General features: G+C 69.9%; 15 protein-coding genes and 1 tRNA gene. 9 read left to right on the top strand and 7 right to left on the bottom strand.

The genetic code is table 11. From position 1 onward, the window contains the following. Nucleotides 1–41: 41 nt before the first annotated feature. From ACLQ28_RS19020 to ACLQ28_RS19005, 4 genes are all read left to right on the top strand, one after another. Nucleotides 42–1,709, top strand: coding sequence for a fumarate hydratase (locus ACLQ28_RS19020; RefSeq protein ID WP_238648277.1), 1,668 nt, complete (start codon nucleotides 42–44; stop codon nucleotides 1,707–1,709). A 260-nt stretch (nucleotides 1,710–1,969) separates the two neighbouring features. Next, nucleotides 1,970–4,948 carry a BTAD domain-containing putative transcriptional regulator gene (locus ACLQ28_RS19015; protein ID WP_425687622.1) on the top strand — a complete coding sequence of 993 codons (2,979 nt, stop codon included), beginning with the start codon at nucleotides 1,970–1,972 and terminating at the stop codon, nucleotides 4,946–4,948. A gap of 35 nt (nucleotides 4,949–4,983) precedes the next feature. Further along, nucleotides 4,984–6,393 (top strand): class II fumarate hydratase, encoded by a 1,410-nt coding sequence (locus tag ACLQ28_RS19010; RefSeq protein ID WP_425687621.1) that lies wholly within the window; start codon nucleotides 4,984–4,986, stop codon nucleotides 6,391–6,393. A 183-nt stretch (nucleotides 6,394–6,576) separates the two neighbouring features. Continuing rightward, the gene (locus ACLQ28_RS19005) at nucleotides 6,577–7,173 is read left to right on the top strand and encodes a GNAT family N-acetyltransferase (protein ID WP_425687620.1); all 597 of its coding nucleotides are present in this window, start codon (nucleotides 6,577–6,579) and stop codon (nucleotides 7,171–7,173) included. On the opposite strand, the gene ACLQ28_RS19000 is transcribed toward ACLQ28_RS19005, so the two are convergent. Continuing rightward, nucleotides 7,140–7,685, bottom strand: a complete 546-nt coding sequence (locus ACLQ28_RS19000) for a CGNR zinc finger domain-containing protein (protein WP_425687619.1) — start codon at nucleotides 7,683–7,685, stop codon at nucleotides 7,140–7,142. The genes ACLQ28_RS19005 and ACLQ28_RS19000 overlap by 34 nt on opposite strands. Before the next feature lie 85 nt (nucleotides 7,686–7,770). On the opposite strand from ACLQ28_RS19000, the gene ACLQ28_RS18995 reads away from it, so the two are divergent. After that, a complete protein-coding gene (locus tag ACLQ28_RS18995; RefSeq protein WP_425687618.1) occupies nucleotides 7,771–8,736 on the top strand; it encodes an EamA family transporter in 966 nt (321 codons plus the stop codon). Between the two features lie 246 nt (nucleotides 8,737–8,982). Here the strand turns inward: ACLQ28_RS18995 and ACLQ28_RS18990 are convergent, their stop codons facing one another. Both ACLQ28_RS18990 and ACLQ28_RS18985 read right to left on the bottom strand, forming a co-directional pair. Then, on the bottom strand, nucleotides 8,983–10,056 hold the full coding sequence (locus tag ACLQ28_RS18990) for a hypothetical protein (protein WP_425687617.1): 1,074 nt from the start codon (nucleotides 10,054–10,056) through the stop codon (nucleotides 8,983–8,985). A 422-nt stretch (nucleotides 10,057–10,478) separates the two neighbouring features. Further along, a complete protein-coding gene (locus tag ACLQ28_RS18985; protein WP_425687616.1) occupies nucleotides 10,479–11,243 on the bottom strand; it encodes an IclR family transcriptional regulator in 765 nt (254 codons plus the stop codon). A gap of 63 nt (nucleotides 11,244–11,306) precedes the next feature. On the opposite strand from ACLQ28_RS18985, the gene cysS reads away from it, so the two are divergent. Both cysS and rlmB read left to right on the top strand, forming a co-directional pair. Then, on the top strand, nucleotides 11,307–12,722 hold the full coding sequence (gene cysS, locus ACLQ28_RS18980) for a cysteine--tRNA ligase (protein ID WP_425687615.1): 1,416 nt from the start codon (nucleotides 11,307–11,309) through the stop codon (nucleotides 12,720–12,722). Beyond that, a complete protein-coding gene (gene rlmB / locus ACLQ28_RS18975; RefSeq protein ID WP_425687614.1) occupies nucleotides 12,722–13,870 on the top strand; it encodes a 23S rRNA (guanosine(2251)-2'-O)-methyltransferase RlmB in 1,149 nt (382 codons plus the stop codon). Before cysS ends, rlmB begins: the two co-directional genes overlap by 1 nt. A gap of 51 nt (nucleotides 13,871–13,921) precedes the next feature. Here the strand turns inward: rlmB and ACLQ28_RS18970 are convergent, their stop codons facing one another. Beyond that, on the bottom strand, nucleotides 13,922–14,527 hold the full coding sequence (locus ACLQ28_RS18970; RefSeq protein ID WP_425687613.1) for a hypothetical protein: 606 nt from the start codon (nucleotides 14,525–14,527) through the stop codon (nucleotides 13,922–13,924). Nucleotides 14,528–14,694: 167 nt separating this feature from the next. After that, on the bottom strand, nucleotides 14,695–15,786 hold the full coding sequence (locus ACLQ28_RS18965; RefSeq protein WP_425687612.1) for an ABC transporter ATP-binding protein: 1,092 nt from the start codon (nucleotides 15,784–15,786) through the stop codon (nucleotides 14,695–14,697). Between the two features lie 330 nt (nucleotides 15,787–16,116). On the opposite strand from ACLQ28_RS18965, the gene ACLQ28_RS18960 reads away from it, so the two are divergent. After that, nucleotides 16,117–16,193: transfer RNA gene (locus tag ACLQ28_RS18960), tRNA-Thr, on the top strand. A gap of 73 nt (nucleotides 16,194–16,266) precedes the next feature. Here the strand turns inward: ACLQ28_RS18960 and ACLQ28_RS18955 are convergent. Then, nucleotides 16,267–16,617, bottom strand: coding sequence for a tyrosine-type recombinase/integrase (locus ACLQ28_RS18955; RefSeq protein ID WP_425687611.1), 351 nt, complete (start codon nucleotides 16,615–16,617; stop codon nucleotides 16,267–16,269). On the opposite strand from ACLQ28_RS18955, the gene ACLQ28_RS18950 reads away from it, so the two are divergent. Further along, entirely contained in the window at nucleotides 16,544–16,711 is a 168-nt protein-coding gene (locus tag ACLQ28_RS18950) for a hypothetical protein (protein WP_425687776.1), read from the top strand. The two genes, ACLQ28_RS18955 and ACLQ28_RS18950, sit on opposite strands and share 74 nt — an antisense overlap. A gap of 64 nt (nucleotides 16,712–16,775) precedes the next feature. On the opposite strand, the gene ACLQ28_RS18945 is transcribed toward ACLQ28_RS18950, so the two are convergent. Then, a complete protein-coding gene (locus tag ACLQ28_RS18945) occupies nucleotides 16,776–17,672 on the bottom strand; it encodes an IS3 family transposase (protein ID WP_425687610.1) in 897 nt (298 codons plus the stop codon). Nucleotides 17,673–17,729: the final 57 nt, after the last annotated feature.

Below are 17,729 nucleotides of genomic sequence, written 5' to 3'. Positions count from 1 at the left end.
GGGTGGGAGTGATCGACCGGTCTGCCCTAGGCTTGCCGCTCATGAGCAGTGCCGCCGCATTCTCGTACGCCCCCCTCCTGCCGACCGGCCCCGATCAGACGGACTATCGCCTGGTCACCGACGAGGGTGTGGACGTCGTACACGGCCCGGGAGGCCGCCGGTTCCTCACCGTGGAGCCGGCCGCGCTCACCGCGCTGACCGCCGAGGCGATGCACGACATCGCGCACTTCCTACGCCCTGCGCACCTGGCGCAACTCCGGGCGATCATCGACGACCCGGCCGCCTCACCGAACGACCGGTTCGTCGCACTGGACCTGCTGCGCAACGCCAACATCGCCGCAGGCGGGGTGCTGCCGATGTGTCAGGACACCGGCACCGCGATCGTGATGGGCAAGCGCGGCCGGCACGTGCTCACCGACGGCGCCGACGCCGAGGCCATCTCCCGGGGCGTCTACCAGGCCTACACCAAGCTCAACCTGCGCTACTCCCAGCTCGCCCCGCTGACCATGTGGGACGAGCGGAACACCGGCAGCAACCTGCCGGCTCAGGTCGAGTTGTACGCGGAGGACCCGGACGGGCACCCCGACGCGTACAAGTTCCTGTTCATGGCCAAGGGTGGTGGCTCGGCCAACAAGTCGTACCTCTACCAGGAGACCAAGGCGCTGCTCAACCCGACGCGGATGATGCAGTTCCTGGAGGAGAAGCTGCGGCTGATCGGCACCGCCGCCTGCCCGCCGTACCACCTGGCCATCGTCATCGGCGGCACCTCCGCCGAGTACGCCCTGAAGACCGCGAAGTACGCCAGCGCCAAGTATCTTGACGCGCTGCCCACCTCGGGCTCGATGAGCGCCCACGGCTTCCGTGACCTGGAGCTGGAGGCGGAGGTGCTGGAGCTGACCCGCAACTTCGGCATCGGTGCGCAGTTCGGCGGTCGGTACTTCTGCCACGACGTACGGGTCGTTCGGCTGCCCCGGCACGGCGCGTCCTGCCCGGTGGCGATTGCCGTCTCCTGTTCGGCGGACCGGCAGGCGGTCGCCAAGATCACCCCGTCGGGTGTGTGGCTGGAGCGACTGGAGACCGACCCGGCGCGCTTCCTGCCGGACGTCACCGACGATTCGCTCGACGCCGAGCTGGTCGTCCGAGTCGACCTGAACCGGCCGATGGACGAGATCCGCGCTGAGCTGTCCAAATACCCGGTGAAGACGCGCCTCTCGCTGTCCGGCCCGCTGGTGGTGGCCCGGGACATCGCACACGCCAAGATCGCTGAGCGGCTGGATGCCGGCGAACCGATGCCGCAGTACCTGCGCGACCACGCGGTCTACTACGCCGGCCCCGCGAAGACCCCCGAGGGGTACGCTTCCGGCTCCTTCGGCCCGACCACCGCCGGCCGGATGGACGCCTACGTGGAGAAGTTCCAGGCCGCGGGTGGGTCGCAGGTGATGCTCGCCAAGGGCAACCGCTCCGGCCAGGTCACCCGATCCTGCCAGCAGCACGGCGGCTTCTACCTCGGCTCGATCGGCGGCCCCGCGGCCCGCCTCGCCCAGGACTGCATCAAGCACGTCGAGGTGCTCGAATACGCGGAGCTGGGCATGGAGGCGGTCTGGAAGATCGAGGTGGAGGACTTCCCCGCCTTCATCGTGGTCGACGACAAGGGCAACGACTTCTTCGCCGAGGTCACCAAGCCGGTGCTCACCGTCGGCCGCCGCTGACCCCGCGCGTACACGGAAGAAAGGGTGCCGGGCGACTCGCCCGGCACCCTTTGTCGTCCGTGCCCCACCGACATCGGTGCGCCCGCCCCGCTGGGATGGAACGGGCGCACCGCCCCCGTCGGATGCCGTCACCGACAACCCGGAGCGAGTGTCGGCCGCACCGCTGTCGATCCACTCTCACATCACTATTGCCTGACTGAGTCGATCTGTGATCGCCGGACTACTCTGCTGGAGGTTGCACAACTGATGCGGGGGAGTGAATGCGGTTCGGGATCCTGGGGCCCCTGCGAGTCGGCGGTGGCGAATCCACTGTCACCGCTGGTCGCGACCGGATCGTGCTCGCCGTGCTGCTGTTGCGGGCCAGCCGGCTCGTGCCGGTCGACGAGCTTGTCGACGCGGTGTGGGAGGAACGACCTCCGGCCACCGCCCGAGCCCAGTTGCAGACGTGTGTGTCGCGGCTGCGCCGCCGATTCGTCGAGCTCGGGCTCGCAGCGGAGACCATCGTCACCGACCCGGCGGGGTACGGCGTCCGCATCACACCCACCGACCTGGACGCCGAAGTCTTCGCCCGGGGTGTGGAGGCGGCGCGTGCCGCCGTCGCGGCCGGTCACCTGGTCGAGGCACGGGCAGGATTCCGTGCTGCCCTGGGCCTCTGGCGAGGGCCGGCGCTCGCCGGAATCCCGAGCCGCAACGTCCGCCGACGTGCGCATGCGCTCGACGAGCAGCGCCTCACCGTGCTGGAGGAGTGCGTCGACGTCGAGCTGCGCCTCGGGCAGGCCGTCGAGCTGATCGACGGGCTTGCCGAGAGCGTCGACCAGCACCCGTTGCGGGAGCGACTGCGTGGCCAACTGATGCTCGCCCTCTCCGCGGTCGGTCGGCAGGCAGACGCGCTCAGGGCCTACCGGGAGGGTCGACGGCTCTACGCCGAGGAGTTGGGCATCGAACCGGGTGCCGAGTTGCAGGAGCTGCACCAGCGCATCCTCGCCGGCGATCTGGCGCTGGCCGGTCGGGAGTCCCGCCCGCTCGCCCCGGTCCGCTCGCTGCCTCGGGCGATTGGCGACTTCACCGGTCGGCAGCAGACGCTGGCCCGCCTGCTTCAGGAGGTGGAGTCCGGAGCGCGGATCCACCTGATCGACGGAATGGCCGGCAGCGGCAAGACCGCCCTTGCGGTGCACGTCGCCACCGCCCTCGCGGACAACTACCCCGACGCCCAGCTCTACATCGACCTGCACGGGCACAGTGAGCGCACACCGTTGACGCCGGCCACGGCGGTTGCCACGCTGCTGCGGCAGCTCGGCGTGCCCGCCGAGCGGGTGCCGACGAACCAGGACGACAGGTTGGCGCTCTGGCGCACCGAGTTGGCTGGCCGGCGAGCCCTGGTGGTGTTGGACAACGCGGCCAGCGCCGATCAGGTGACGCCTCTGCTGCCCAACGGCTCGCACTGCCTGACCCTGATCACCAGCCGTCGCCGGCTGGTCGGCGTCGATGAGGGGCGCCCGTCGTCGCTGCCCGTGCTCGACACCGACGAGGCGATCGAGCTGCTTGGGCGGGTGGCCGGTGTCAGCCGAGTGGCGGCGGAGCCGGAAGCGGCCACCGAGGTGGTTCGCCGCTGCGGCCACCTGCCCCTCGCCATCCGGCTGGCCGGTGCGCGGCTGGCGCACCGACCCCGTTGGCGAATCGCCGACCTGGCCGAACGGCTGAGCACCCGACCGGATCCGTTGGCCGAGTTCGAAGCGGGCGAACGGTCCGTCGGCCGGGCCTTCGCCCTGTCGTACGCCCAGGTGTCGCCGACCGCGCAGCGCGCGTTCCGGCTGCTGGGCCTGCACCCGGGGGTACGGTTCGACAGCTTCGTCGCCGCGGTCCTCGCTGAGCTTGCCCTACCCGAGGCGCAGGACCTGCTGGACGAGTTGGTCGACGCGCACATGGTGGAGGAGGCGGAGCCGGGCCGGTATCGGCTGCACGACCTGGTCCGGGAGTACGCGCGGACGCTGGTTGCCGAGCCGGAGCGAGCAGTCGAACGGCGGGACGCCATCGGGCGTCTGCTCGACCACCACATGCACGTCGCCACGGCGATCGCCCGGACGAGGGAGCTCGCCTCGGGCCACACGCTGATCGTGGCGGCGGAGCCGGTCCGCCCTGAGCTGGTAGCCCTCGTCGCTCAGCAGGGTCGCGCCTGGTTCGACGAGAACCTGGCGGCGTGGACCGCCCTGGTCCGCCTGGCCGAATCCGAGGGGCTTCTCCGGCACTGCTGGCAGTTGGTGAGGGCCTGCTGGCACGCCCAGTTCGAGGGCGGTCGTCTTGACGAGTTGATCGAGACACACACCGTTGGCCTGCGCGCCGCTGAAGGGCTGGGCGACGACAAGGCGGCGGCGACGATGCTCAACTACCTCGCCTCGGCCCACTACCGGCTGGGCAATTTTCCCGAGTCGATTCGCCTGATGGAGAGGTCACTCGACCTCTTCCGCCGCCTTGGGCTGCGTGACGATATCCGTAACACCCTGAGCAACCTGGCCACCGCGTACGCCGCCCACGCCGAGTTCCGCCGCGCCCGCGAGTGCTACGACGACGCCGTGGCGCTGGCGAGGCAGATGCGCGACAAGGAGGCACTGGCCAACATCCTCAACAACCTGTCGATCACCCTGCTCCTCTGGGGTCGCTACGACGAGGCGCTGCGCACCGCCCGGCGGCACCTGGGGCTCGCCCGGGAGATCGGCGACCCGCGGCGGATCGGCAACGCCTTCGGGCACCTGGGCATGATTCGGCACCGGATGGGTGACGCCGTACCTGCCCGCCGGTTGCTGCGGGTGGCACTGCGCTTCAAGCAGCAGGTGGGCACTCGCATTGGCGAGGGCGAGGTGCTCAACGAGATCGGGACGATGGAGCGGGAAGCTGGCCGCCCGGAACGGGCCGCCGACCTACACCGCGCGGCGCTCGTCGCGATGACCGAGGTGGGGGACCGTATCGCCCAGTGCAGCTCGCGCAACCTGCTGGCCCGGGCGATCCTCGACCAGGGGGACGTGACCAGCGCGCTCGATCTGCATCGCCGGGTGCTCGCCGACGCCAGCCGGTTGGATGCTCGCTACGAGCAGGCCCGGGCTCTGCTGGGCCTCGCCCGTTGCCTGCGTCCCACCGACCCGGCAGCTGCGCGCGCGCACCTGACCCGGGCGCTGTTCCTGTCCCGGCAGGTCGAGTCGCCGGACGAGCACGAGGTGGAACGCCTGCTCGCCGAGTTGGGCTGACGGATCAACTGCGAGTCGGCCATCAGCGCGGCAGGATGGTACGCGTGACGACTCCAGAGGCGACCGCTTACCGCATCGAACGCGACTCGATGGGCGAGGTGGAGGTGCCAGCCGAGGCGCTGTGGCGGGCACAGACCCAGCGTGCGGTGCAGAATTTCCCGATCTCCGGCCGGGGCCTCGAACCGGCCCAGATCAAGGCCCTCGCACAGATCAAGGGTGCCGCGGCAGAGGTCAACGGCGAGCTGGGCGTGATCGACGCCAACGTGGCCGCCGCCATCGCTGCCGCCGCCGCACACGTGGCCGATGGCGGCTACGACGACCAGTTCCCGGTGGACGTGTTCCAGACCGGTTCGGGCACCTCGTCGAACATGAACGCCAACGAGGTGATCGCCACCCTGGCGAGCCGTGAGCTGGGCCGGGACGTGCACCCCAACGACCACGTCAACGCCTCCCAGTCCAGCAACGACATCTTCCCGTCCTCGATCCACCTGGCCGCCACCCAGTTCATCGTGGAAGACCTCCTGCCGTCGCTGGCCCACCTGGCGTCGGCCCTGGAGGCCAAAGCAGCGGAGTTCGAGACGGTGGTCAAGGCCGGACGTACCCACCTGATGGACGCCACCCCGGTCACCCTGGGGCAGGAGTTCGGTGGCTACGCGGCCCAGGTCCGCTACGGCGTGGACCGGCTGGAGGGCTCGCTGCCCCGACTCGCCGAGCTGCCACTGGGCGGCACCGCAGTGGGCACCGGGATCAACACCCCGCTCGGCTTCGCCGCCGCAGTCATCGGCAAGCTGCGCGAGTCGACCGGGCTGCCGTTGTCCGAGGCACGCAACCACTTCGAGGCGCAGGGCGCCCGGGACGCGCTGGTGGAGACCTCGGGGCAGCTGCGTACCGTGGCAGTCGGCCTCTACAAGATCGCGAACGACATTCGGTGGATGGGTTCCGGCCCCCGCGCCGGCCTACGCGAGCTGCGCATCCCCGACCTGCAGCCCGGCTCGTCGATCATGCCGGGCAAGGTCAACCCGGTGGTCGCCGAGGCGATGCGGCAGGTTTGCGCACAGGTGATCGGCAACGACGCGACCGTCGGTTTCGCCGGTTCGCAGGGCGACTTCGAGCTGAACGTCATGCTCCCCGTGATGGGCCGCAACCTGCTGGAGTCGATCCGGTTGCTCTCCGCGGCGAGCCGGCTGTTCGCCGACCGACTGGTGGTCGGCCTGGTCGCGGACGCTGAGGTCTGCCTGGCGTACGCCGAAGGTTCGCCGTCGATCGTCACCCCACTCAACCGCTACCTGGGGTACGACGAGGCCGCGTCGATCGCCAAGGAGGCGCTGGCCAAGCAGACCTCGATCCGCGAGGTGGTGATCTCGCGAGGTCACGTCGACTCCGGCAAACTCACCGAAACTCAACTGGACGAGACCCTGGACCTGCTGCGGATGACCCACCCCTGACCGGTTGCCGCCCAGCCGAGGAGGCGGGTGAAGAGCGCCGCGGGTCTGGGCCGTCGTCCGGTTCCTTTGGGGCTGATCGACACCGGATCGGCGAAATGGCGGTATCGCACCCGTCGGGTTACCCCCACATCGCCGAACTGGAGTGGATCAACCCGTCTGGACGGGGGCGGGATGATCCGGGGTATGGGTTGGGATGAGGTGGGGCTGCCTCCGGGGACTGAGCGGATGCGGTTGCGGCGGCTGACCATGGGCGACGTGGGCGCGCTGGTCGAGCTGGACAGCGACCCCGAGGTGATGCGTTTCCTCAGCGGTGGTGTCGCCACCCCGCTGGCCATGATCCGCGACGAGCAGTTGCCGAGGCTGCTGACGCAGTACGACCGGCACCCCGGGTTGGGCAGCTGGGCAGCGCTCGATCGGGAGACTGGCGAATTCCTGGGCTGGTTCGCGCTCGACCCGTCCGCGGACGGCACCGAGGCCGAGTTGGGCTACCGGCTGCGTCGCTCGACGTGGGGGCGAGGGCTGGCTACCGAGGGATCCCGGGCGTTGGTCCGCTATGCCTTCGACATTGTTGGGGTGCGTCGGGTCTGGGCCGAGACGATGGCGGTCAATGAACGCTCCCGGCGGGTGATGGCCAAGGCTGGGCTGCACCACGTGCGTACCTTCCACCTGCAGTGGGACGACCCGATCCCGGGCACCGAGCATGGCGAGGTGGAGTACGAGTTGCGGGCCGAGGAGTGGGCAGCCGGTCAGGAGCGGCCGGCCGCCCGACGGGCGCGGTAGGCGGTCACCGCGGCACGGTTGCCGCAGCCGGCCTCGCAGAACCGCCGGGACCGGTTGCGGGACAGGTCGACGACCACGTTGTCGCAGTCCGGGTACTCGCAGATCCGCAGCCGGCTCAGCTCACGCGCACGGACCAGGTCGGCCATCGCCATGGCCGCCTCCACCGCGATCCGGGTGGCCAGCGGCGCGTCGCGGGGCACGGCATGCAGGTGGTACGGCTCGTCGTCGTGCTCGATGAGCTGGGGCAACGCCCGGTGTTCGAGCAGTAGGCCGTTGACCACCGTGACGATCTCGGGCGGATCGGCGTACCAGATGCGGCGCAGCTTGGGCCGCAACTCCCGGACGGCGTGCAACTCGGCGTCGGTGTGCTCGTGCCGCCCGCTGTAGGCGTGCCGGACAAAGAACGCGTCCAACGCGGCGACGTCGGGCAGCAACTCGCCGTCCCGACCTGCGGTGTTGACCAGCGCGGCGGCGGCGATCAGCGAACATTCGGTGTCATGAGCGAATAGCATCTTGACTCCTGTCACAGGGGCCGCCTAGCGTCATCGGCACAAGAATAGTTTGCTCATGACAGGGTGCCGTCCCGAGGAGCGCGACATGCACTCACGACCCGCTGCCGGCGGCGCGTTGGCGCTGCTCTCCGCGGTCACCTTCGCCACCTCGGGCACCTTCGCGCGATCGCTCATCGAGGCTGGCTGGTCGGCGGAGGCAGCCGTGATCGCCCGGGTCGGAATCGCCGCCCTGGTGCTGGCGATCCCCGCTCTGCTGTCCCTGCGAGGCAGGTGGCACGTGCTGCGCAGCAACGCCACAGCCATCGGGTTGTTCGGGCTCCTCGGGGTGGCGCTGGCGCAGGTCTGCTTCTTCAACGCCGTGCGCTACCTGCCGGTCGGTGTCGCGCTGCTGCTGGAATACCTGGGCATCATCCTCGTCGTCGGTTGGATGTGGCTGCGGCACGGGCAGCGCCCCCGTCGACTCACCGTGGCCGGGTCGGTTGCCGCCCTGGCCGGGCTCACGTTCGTGCTCGACCTCGCCGGGACCGCCGACTTCCACCCGGTGGGCGTCCTCTGGGGTCTGGGCGCGGCATTCGGCCTCGCCGGCTACTTCGTGCTCGCTGGCCGCGTCGATCCCCGACTGCCCTCGGTCGCCATGGCCAGCGGAGGAATGGCCGTCGGCGCCGCCGCGCTGCTCCTCATCGGGCTGACCGGTCTGCTGCCGCTGCACGCCACCTTCGGCGAGGTCACCTTCGCCGGGCAGTCCACCAGCTGGCTGCTGCCCATCGCCGGGCTCTCGCTGGTGGCCGCCGTCATCGCGTACCTGACCGGTATCGCCGGCACCCGAATCCTCGGCCCCCGACTGTCGTCGTTCGTCGGGCTGACCGAGGTGCTCTTCGCGGTGCTCATCGCCTGGCTGTTGCTGGACGAGTTGCCCACGAGCTGGCAGCTCTTCGGCGGCGCGTTGATCGTCTCCGGGGTCGCGCTGGTACGCCTCGACGAGCTGCGCGGGACCCCGTCGGCGTCCGCGCCGGTCTCGCCCGAGCCCGCGCTGGCGCTCGACGGTCGGTGAGCTGGGGCGGGTCGGTGAGTTCGGGAGGTTGGCCTCGTGGTGCGTGTGGCCTGGTGGTGTGTGTGGCCGCGTGGCGTGTCCGGCCTTGAGGCGTGCCCGGCCTTGAGGCGTGCCCGGCCTTGAGGCGGCGTGCCCGGCCTTGAGGCGTGCCCGGCCTTGATCGACTCCAGATCGCCGATGTGGCGGTTTCCGGTTCGCTGGATGCACCCATGTCGGCGAGCTGGAGTCGACCATGGCCGGTGGTGATCAACGGCGCCAGCCGCGAGAGATCAGGGCTGACCGGACCTCGCTCAGCACGGCCGGGAAGTCGTTCTGCAGCCGTCGGCTGGTCACGTGCAACACAAGCCAGCCCGCACCAACGAGAAGGTTGAGCCGTCGACGGTCCCGGTGCAGTTGCTCGGGGTCAGAGTGCCATCGGCCGTCGTACTCCACGGCGACCCGAAACTCGGGCCAGGCCAGATCGGGGTGGAGCACGAGCCCGCCAGCCAACTGGATCGGGTGCTGGGCGACCGGCCGGGGCAGCCCGCCCAGCACCAGTCGTACCCGTAGTTGCGACTCGGGTGGCGATTGCGCGCCCGGATCGGCCAGATCGAAGATCCACCGCGCACGTCGGCCACCCGGCCGTTCCGCGTTGGCGTTTTCGACGGTGGTCAGCGCCGCCCTGGTGGTCAAGCCGCTCGCGAGCAGCGAGTCGACGATCGCGACGGCGCGTAGCGGGTCCAACCAGGCGGCCGTCTCCCAGGCCGCAGAGGACGGATCTGTTCGGCGGAGTGTGGGTTTGCTGCGAGGGCCGGTCTGAGCCGTCGTCGGATCTGTTCGGCGGAGTGGGGGTTTGCTCCGCGCGCCAATTCGAGCCGTCGTCGGCGTGGGTCGCCGTGCGTCGGCAATCACGCCAAGGGCGGGCTTGGGTTGCGGTGTGTCGGTAACCACGCCAAGGACCGGCGTGGGTTGCGGTGTGTCGGCAGCCGCGCCAAGGGCCGCCGTGGGTTGCGGTGCGTCGGCAATCACGCCAAGGGGCGGGGTGAGAGGGGTGTCGGCTCCGGCCACGTGTACGCGTAGGCCGCGCTGCGAGTCGACGCGGGCGAGCCTCGGCACCAGGACGTGCACGTCGTCGTCGAAGCCGGCGGCATGCTCGATGCCGTGCAGGTAGGCGGATGAGGGCCCAGCGATCATCGCCCCGGGCGGCAGACGCAACATCGCAGCGCGGCAGGCCAGCTCGTGGTCACGATCAAGGCGGGCGTCGGCGTACACGTCGTGTCGAAGGCGGATCCAGGACGATCCGCGTAGCTGATGTCTGGTGACCAGGCCTCGTTGGATCACGTCTGAACCGCGGAAGACCTGCCAGGCCAGGGCAGGAGGTCGGTGGGGGTGAGGAGGCATGCGACCAGACTCAGACTTCCGGCGTGGCGCCCGATACCCCTGTGGATAGCGCCCGGAGAGCGCTCGGCGCGCGCCTGTGGATGACCGCCAGCCGCCCGATCAGAGTGCTATACAGCGAGATCATCACCATGTCGGCGATATGGCGCTATCGATCCGCGATGATGCCGCAACATCGGCGATCTGGTGTTGATCAAGCCGGAGGGCGTCGCGCCGTCGGGCGTCGCGCTGTCGGGCGTCGCGCTGTCGGGCGTCGCGCTGTCGGGCGTCGCGCCGTCGGGCGTTGCGCTTTCGGGCGTCGCGCTTTCGGGCGTTGCGCTGTTGGGAGCGGGTCGAGCGGTCGGCGCTCGGCTGGCTGTCTGGGGTCAGCTGAGGGCGGTGGCGATGGCTGTGGCGGCGGCCAGCACCTGGGGGCCGATCGTTTCGACGTCCAGCGGGGCGAGCGCGACCACGCCGACGCTGGCCTCCAAGCCAGGCACGCCGAGGACTGGTGCGGCCACCCCGTACGCCCCTGCCTGCAACTCTCCGCTGCTGCTGATCGGCTCCGCGACCCCGGCTCGACCAGCCAGGATGGCTCGGCCCGCCGCCCCCCGGTCCAGCGGATGCCGTGCCCCAGCCCGGTACGCGACGTGGAACGACGTCCAGCTCGGCTCGACCACGGCCAGGGCGACGCCCTCGCCACCCTCGACGACGGTCAGATGCGCGGTCGCTCCGGCCCGCTCGGCGAGGCGGCGTAGCGCGGGCAGCGCACCCTCGGCGAGCAACGGTTGGGCGCGTCGGGCCAGGTGCAGCAGCCCGGCGCCGAGGCGCAGCCGGCCGTCGCCGTCGCGGCGCAGCATGCCGTGCCCGGTCAGCGGGCCGACCAGCCGGTAGACGGCGGCCCGGCCGATGCCGAGCTGGTTCGCCGCCTCGGTGACGGTCAGACCGGCCGAGGCGTCGGCAACCAGGTGCAGCAGCCGTAACCCCCGGTCGAGGGTCTGTGACGTCTCCGCAACCCGCCCCGCGACTGCGTCAGCCTGCTCGTTGACTGCGTCGGCCTGCCCGGCGACGGCACCGGGCTGCCCTGCAGGCGCGTCGACGGGGGCGCTGGGGCTGGCCGGCGGCTCACCGGCAGGTGCGGTCGCATCCACGCCTGGCAGCGTACGACCCGGCACCGGCCGACTCGGACAGGCACGGACAGCTACCCTTGTACGGTGACGCTACGCCTGTATGACACTGCCACCCGATCGGTGCGGGACTTCGTCCCGCGGGAAGCCGGCAAGGTGGGGGTCTACCTGTGTGGTCTCACTCTCCAGTCTCCGCCGCACATTGGCCACCTTCGCTCCGGCGTGAATTATGACGTCCTGCGCCGCTGGTTGCTGGCTGCCGGCTACGAGGTCACCTTCATTCGCAATCTAACCGACATCGACGACAAGCTCCTGGCCAAGGCGGGTGAGCAGGGTCGACCGTTCTGGTCGATCGCGTACGCCAACGAGTTGCTCCTCGCCGAGTCCTACCGAGCGCTGAACGTCCTGCCGCCCACCTATGAGCCGCGCGCCACCGGGCACATTCCGGAGATGCACGAGCTGATCACGAAGTTGATCGCCGACGGGCACGCTTACGTGGCCACCGATGATTCCGGCGACGTCTACTTCAATGTGGCGTCCTGGCCGGCGTACGGGTCGCTGTCGGGTCAATCCCCGGACGCGATGCAGTCCGCCGGGGACGCCCCCGACCGGGGCAAGCGGGACCCGCGCGACTTCGCGCTCTGGAAGGGTGCCAAACCGGACGAGCCTGCGGATGCCTACTGGCCGTCGCCGTGGGGGCGTGGCCGCCCGGGCTGGCACATCGAGTGCTCGGCGATGTGCTGGCGGTATCTCGGCCCGGAGTTCGACATCCACGGCGGAGGGCTGGACCTGACGTTCCCGCATCACGAGAACGAGATCGCCCAGTCCCAGGCGGCCGGGCTGCCGTTCGCCCGCCACTGGGTGCACCACGGGCTGCTCAGCATCGGCGGGGCCAAGATGGGCAAGTCCGCCGGCAACGCGCTTGGCCTGGCATACGTGGACTCGCTCGGGGTGCGGCCAGTGGAGCTGCGTTACTACTACGCCGCCGCGCACTACCGCTCGGTGATCGACTACTCGGAGGATTCGCTGCGCGACGCGGCGACCACCTACCGCCGGATCGAGGGTTTCGTGCAGCGGGCGGCCGAGCGGGTCGGCGCAGGGCAGCTCGGTGAGCTGCCCGACGGCTTCGCCGCGGCGATGAACGACGACCTCAACACGTCGGCCGCGCTGGCTGTGCTGCAACAGCACATCCGGGACGGCAACACCGCGCTGAGTAACGGCGACGATGTGACCGTCCGCACCACTCTGGCCGTGGTGCGGGCGATGCTGGATATCCTCGGGATCGACCCCCTCAACCCGGCCTGGACCGGTGGCGGCCGCTCGGATGATCTACGTTCCGTGGTGGACTCCCTGATCGCGCTGGCCCTGGAGCAGCGCGCGCAGGCCCGGGGCCGCAAGGACTGGGCTGCCGCCGACGCGGTACGTGACCAGCTCAAGCTGGCCGGTGTGGTGGTCGAGGACACCCCCCAGGGCCCCCGTTGGACTATTGGAGAGCAGGACTGATGGCCGGCAACTCGCAGCGCCGTGGCCGGCGACTGACGTCGAAGGCAGGCGCCCCCAAGGGCACCGGCGGCAAGAACAAGGACTCGTTGGCCGGGCGGGGGCGCACCCTGCCCGCGGACGAGCGGCCGTGGCACAAGGGCTACTCGGGCACCGAGAAGCTGCCCCAGCGCACCGCCTGGAAGCAGGACAAGGAGCGCCGCGCGGCGGCCGAGGAGGGGCGCTCCCCCAAGATCGGTCAGCCTGGCAGCAAGGACACCACCTGGGGCAGGGGCGGCGGTCGGGGCGTACCGGGCGTGCGGGGTGCTGCCGCAGGCCGGGGTGCCACCGGCGGTCGGGGCGGCAAGCCCACCGCGCGGTCCGGCCCGCGGGTCGCGCCGGGGCGCAAGTCCAACCCGAGCAAGGACACCCCGGAGCTGCTGGTCGGGCGTAACCCGGTGTTGGAGGCGCTGCGCGCCCAGGTGCCGGCGACTGCGCTCTACGTCGCCCAGGGCATCGACATGGACGACCGGATCAACGAGATCATCCGGACTGCCGCCGACCGGGGCATCGCCAACCTGGAGATCAGCCGGGCCGAGCTGGACCGGATGACCGGTGGAGTGCTGCACCAGGGTGTCGGGCTGCAGGTGCCGCCATTCGCGTACCAGCCGTTCGAGGACATGGTCGCCGCTGCCCTGGAGCAGCAGACCCCGCTGCTGGTCGCGCTGGACGGTGTCACCGACCCGCGCAACCTGGGTGCCGTGATCCGGTCGGCTGCCGCGTTCGGCGCGCAGGGTGTCTTCGTACCCGAGCGGCGGGCCGCTGGGATCACCGCGACCGCCTGGCGGACCAGTGCCGGCGCGGCCGCGCGGGTGCCCGTGGCGCAGGTGACCAACCTGACCCGGTCGCTGAAGGCGTGCCGGGACGCCGGCTTCATGGTGGTCGGCCTGGACGCCGACGGCGACACGGACCTCTACGACCTGGAGGCCGCAGTTGGTCCGCTGGTGGTGGTGGTCGGTTCCGAGGGGCGCGGGCTGTCCCGTCTGGTCGGCGAGACCTGCGACCTGACCGTCAGCATCCCGATGATCTCCGAGGTGGAGTCGCTGAACGCCAGCGTGGCCGCTGCGGTCACCCTGGCCGAGGTAGCCCGCCGGCGCGCCGTCGAGCTGTAACAACGTCGACGAGGCCCCTTCCCGGAGCCGGGAAGGGGCCTCGTCGTGTGTCTAGATCTGGTGGGTCCAGGCGACGAAGAGCAGCGCACCGGCCAGCGCGATCAGCAGCACGGTCGGGATCAGCCAGGGGGCGCGCCGCTCTCCGTCGAGGCTCCGGGTCAGCCGCTGGTGGACGGCCGCGAGGCCGATCATTGCGGCCAGTGCGACGGCGGCGATCGGCAGGCCGATGAGGAAGTGCGCCACCCACGCGCCGGCCAGGGTCGGACCACCCCAGGAGTGGTCGTACGGACCGGGATCAACAAACCCGTACAGCACGCCCCTCAGCACCAGCAGCAGTTGGATGCCGAGCGGCAACAGGGCCGCCGCACCGACCAGCAGGCTGAGCACCGCGTGGACGAGCAGCGCGATCAGGCCGGGCCGCCGGCTGGGCGTAGCGGTCGGGGCCGCCCCGAGCAGACCGGTCCGCAGGGCCCGCCAACGGGCGGCGGCCGCACCGGCCCCGCCCAGCGGGACCGTCACCAGCGCGAGTAGGGCGACCGGCACCAGCGTCGCGCAGTAGGCGAGGTTACGGCCGGCCAGGCGACCCATCCGGTACGGCAACGAACGCCCGCTCGGCAGGGCGACGGGGGTGGCGGGGGTGGCGGCAACGGCTGGCACGGTAACTCCTCGGTTCGGGTTACCTCGACCGTACGAGCGCGGCCTGCCGTACCGAGTCACCCCACAGAGCCACAGTTGCGCTGGCTCCACAGGTTGAGACACCCACCGGGGTACGACGAAAGGGGCGGCCCGCCGAAGCGGACCGCCCCTTTCGGTTAGGCGTTACGTCAGATCCGGCTGCCAGTGGCGGCGTGGAAGACGTGGCTGCGACCGGCGCTCGGCTTGACGAACACGGTGTCACCCATGTTCGGCATGTTGCGCCGGTCGGTGCGGACGACGAAGCGCTCCGAATTGCCACCCAGTGCGGCGTGGCCGTAGACGTTGGCGTCCGAGCCGAGGTCCTCGACAAGCTCGACCACGACCGGCATGCCGCCCTCGGTCGGGCTGACCAGCTCGCAGTCCTCCGGACGGAAGCCTACGGTGACCTTGCCGTCGCCACCCTCGGCGCGGGCCGCCTCGACCTGCTCCCGCGTCAGCGGGATGTGCAGCTCGGCGAACTCGGCGCCCTTCTCGTTCAGCGGAACGGTCTTGATGTTCATGGCGGGAGAGCCCATGAATCCGGCGACGAACACGTTGGCCGGGGTGTCGTAGAGCGCCCGCGGGGTGTCCACCTGCTGCAGGACACCGTCGAGCAGCACCGCGACCCGGTGACCCATGGTCATGGCCTCGACCTGGTCGTGGGTGACGTAGACCGTGGTGACGCCCAGCTTGGCCTGCAGGGACGCGATCTGGGTACGGGTCTGCACACGCAGCTTGGCGTCGAGGTTCGACAGCGGCTCGTCCATGAGGAAGACCTGCGGCTCGCGGACGATCGCCCGGCCCATCGCGACACGCTGACGCTGACCACCGGAGAGCGCCTTCGGCTTGCGGCCGAGGTACTCCTCCAGCTGGAGCAGCCCGGCTGCCTCCTTGACCCGCCGGTCGATCTCCGACTTGGAGGTCTTGCGCAGCTTGAGGGCGAACGCCATGTTCTCGTACACCGTCATGTGCGGGTAGAGAGCGTAGTTCTGGAAGACCATCGCGATGTCGCGGGCCTTCGGCGGAAGGTGAGTGACGTCACGCTGGTCGATGTAGATCGAGCCCGCGTCGACGTCCTCCAGGCCGGCGAGCATCCGCAGGCTGGTGGACTTGCCGCAACCGGAGGGGCCGACCAGGACGAGGAACTCGCCATCGCCGATCTCGAGGTCCAGCTCGTTGACGGCGGGACGCTCTTGGCCCGGGTAGACCCGAGATGCCTTGGAATAAGTGACCGTAGCCATGGTGAAGCGCTTCCTTTCACCGGCAGGAACGTGCCGGACGATCCGAGTGAAGGAGCGACCGGCACGTGTCCGTGCCGGTCAGCGGACGGCGGCTCGGTCGCGGGGGCGCCGAGTCTGTCGTCCGTGTGACTGAACCGTAAACGGGTTTCCCCGCGCTGCCAAGGCGTGGGACCTCTCAACGTGGCCCACGGTCTACTCATTCCGGTCACTCGGGCACGCTCAGACATCAATCGGCGTCCCGCGCGTCGGGTTGATGACGTTTCCCATGCTGGGGAGGCATCGCGAGCGGGATATCCGGACGTCAGTCGCTATGCTGACGTCGACGCACGCGCCCCTGTAGCTCAGCTGGCCAGAGCACTCGCCTTGTAAGCGAGATGTCGCCGGTTCGATCCCGGCCGGGGGCTCCATATCCACAAGGCTTTTCCCGACCGGCTCTGCCACGAGTCGGTCGGTTGACAGCAATGCTGACAGCAACGGCACTCACGAGAGCTTCCCGTCGAGCTTGCCGAGTGCCTGACGCATCGCGTCGAGGTTGGCGTGGGCGTAGACCTTGAGCGTGATCTTCACGTCGGCGTGCCGGGCGATTGCCTGAACGACGTGCGGCGGGACACCCAGCCCCATCAGCAGCGAGACGACGGTATGCCGCAGGTCGTGTAGCCGGACACCCGGCAGACCGGCGGCTTCCCGGAGCCGAGCGAACGAGCGGCTGAGGTTGGTGGGCTCTATCCAGCGGGGCGAGTTTTCGCCCGGAGAGCGGCTGCCCGCAGAGCGGGAACTGGCCGACCGGTTCGACGCATCTCGTACGACGGTGCACGTCGCGCTGAGAACCATGCGGCGACGTTCAATGCCGAAGTTGCCCGGCAGGGGCGAGTTGGACGTCAAGACATCCTTGACGTCAGCCCTGCATCGGCCACGGCGGAGGTAGCTCGTTGGCTATCCATGCTGGGCTTGACCCGTTTCGACGGACAGGGTCGATGTGTTGATGTTAGTCAGGCTGCTTGGACCGTTGGTAGAAGGTGCGAGCCGGTGGCTTCGAAGGCGGCGGGGCTGAGGTAGCCCAGGGTCGAGTGCCGGCGGCGGGTGTTGTACCACCCTTCGATGTACTCGAATACGGCCTGGCGGGCGGCTTGATGGGTGGGCCATGGCTGGCGGTGCAGCAGTTCTGTCTTGATGGTGGAGAAGAACGATTCGGCGACCGCGTTGTCCCAGCACTGCCCGCGTCGTCCGACGGACAGGCGGATGCCGTGCCGGTGCGCGAGGCGGGCGTGCTGGGCACTGGTGTATTGACAGCCGCGATCGGAGTGGAAGACCAGCCCAGACTGGGGTCGGCGCCGCACGAGGGCGTCGGTGAGGGCGGCGTCGATCAGGTCGGTTTTGAGGTGGTCGGCGATGGCCCAGCCGACGACGCGGCGTGAGGCCAGGTCGATGACGGTGGCCAGGTAGAGCCAGCCCTGCCAGGTGTTGATGTAGGTGATGTCCCCGCACCAGCGGGTATCGAGCGCAGCCGGATCGGTGGTGAAGTCCCGCCCGACCAGGTCAGGGCGTCTGCCGGCGTTCGGGTCCGGGGTCGTCGTGGTCCGCCACCGGCGAGGGCTTTTGCCGGCCAGTTCAGCGGCGCGCATCAGCCGGGCGACGCGTTTACGGCCGTGCCGCATACCGGCGTCAGCGAGGTCGGCGTGGATGCGTGGCGCCCCGTAGGTGCCCTTCGACACCGCATGAACCTGGATGATCTTCTCGGTGAGCTGGGCATCAACGCGCCCGCGAACGGACTGAACACCGGATGTGCGCTGGTAGTAGGCGGACCTGGAGACCTCGAGCAGCTCACACGCACGCTTGACGTTGTGCTTGCCGGCTCGCTCCGCCTCAATGAACGGATGCACGTTCACCGGGTCTCCTTGATGCTCCTATGTCAAGCTGCTACCGGGAGCGGCTGCAGATGTGTA

The organism is Micromonospora sp. DT201 (assembly GCF_049841575.1).
GTDB lineage: Bacteria > Actinomycetota > Actinomycetes > Mycobacteriales > Micromonosporaceae > Micromonospora.
This window is presented reverse-complemented; position numbering and strand designations above follow the sequence as displayed.

Excerpts from the sequence above, each read along its gene's own strand:
- ACLQ28_RS19020 (WP_238648277.1), top strand. The coding sequence starts at position 42 with ATGAGCAGTGCCGCCGCATTCTCGTACGCCCCCCTCCTGCCGACCGGC.
- ACLQ28_RS19015 (WP_425687622.1), top strand. The coding sequence starts at position 1,970 with ATGCGGTTCGGGATCCTGGGGCCCCTGCGAGTCGGCGGTGGCGAATCC.
- ACLQ28_RS19010 (WP_425687621.1), top strand. The coding sequence starts at position 4,984 with ATGGTACGCGTGACGACTCCAGAGGCGACCGCTTACCGCATCGAACGC.
- ACLQ28_RS19005 (WP_425687620.1), top strand. The coding sequence starts at position 6,577 with ATGGGTTGGGATGAGGTGGGGCTGCCTCCGGGGACTGAGCGGATGCGG.
- ACLQ28_RS19000 (WP_425687619.1), bottom strand. The coding sequence starts at position 7,685 with ATGCTATTCGCTCATGACACCGAATGTTCGCTGATCGCCGCCGCCGCG.
- ACLQ28_RS18995 (WP_425687618.1), top strand. The coding sequence starts at position 7,771 with ATGCACTCACGACCCGCTGCCGGCGGCGCGTTGGCGCTGCTCTCCGCG.
- rlmB (WP_425687614.1), top strand. The coding sequence starts at position 12,722 with ATGGCCGGCAACTCGCAGCGCCGTGGCCGGCGACTGACGTCGAAGGCA.
- ACLQ28_RS18965 (WP_425687612.1), bottom strand. The coding sequence starts at position 15,786 with ATGGCTACGGTCACTTATTCCAAGGCATCTCGGGTCTACCCGGGCCAA.
- ACLQ28_RS18955 (WP_425687611.1), bottom strand. The coding sequence starts at position 16,617 with ATGGTTCTCAGCGCGACGTGCACCGTCGTACGAGATGCGTCGAACCGG.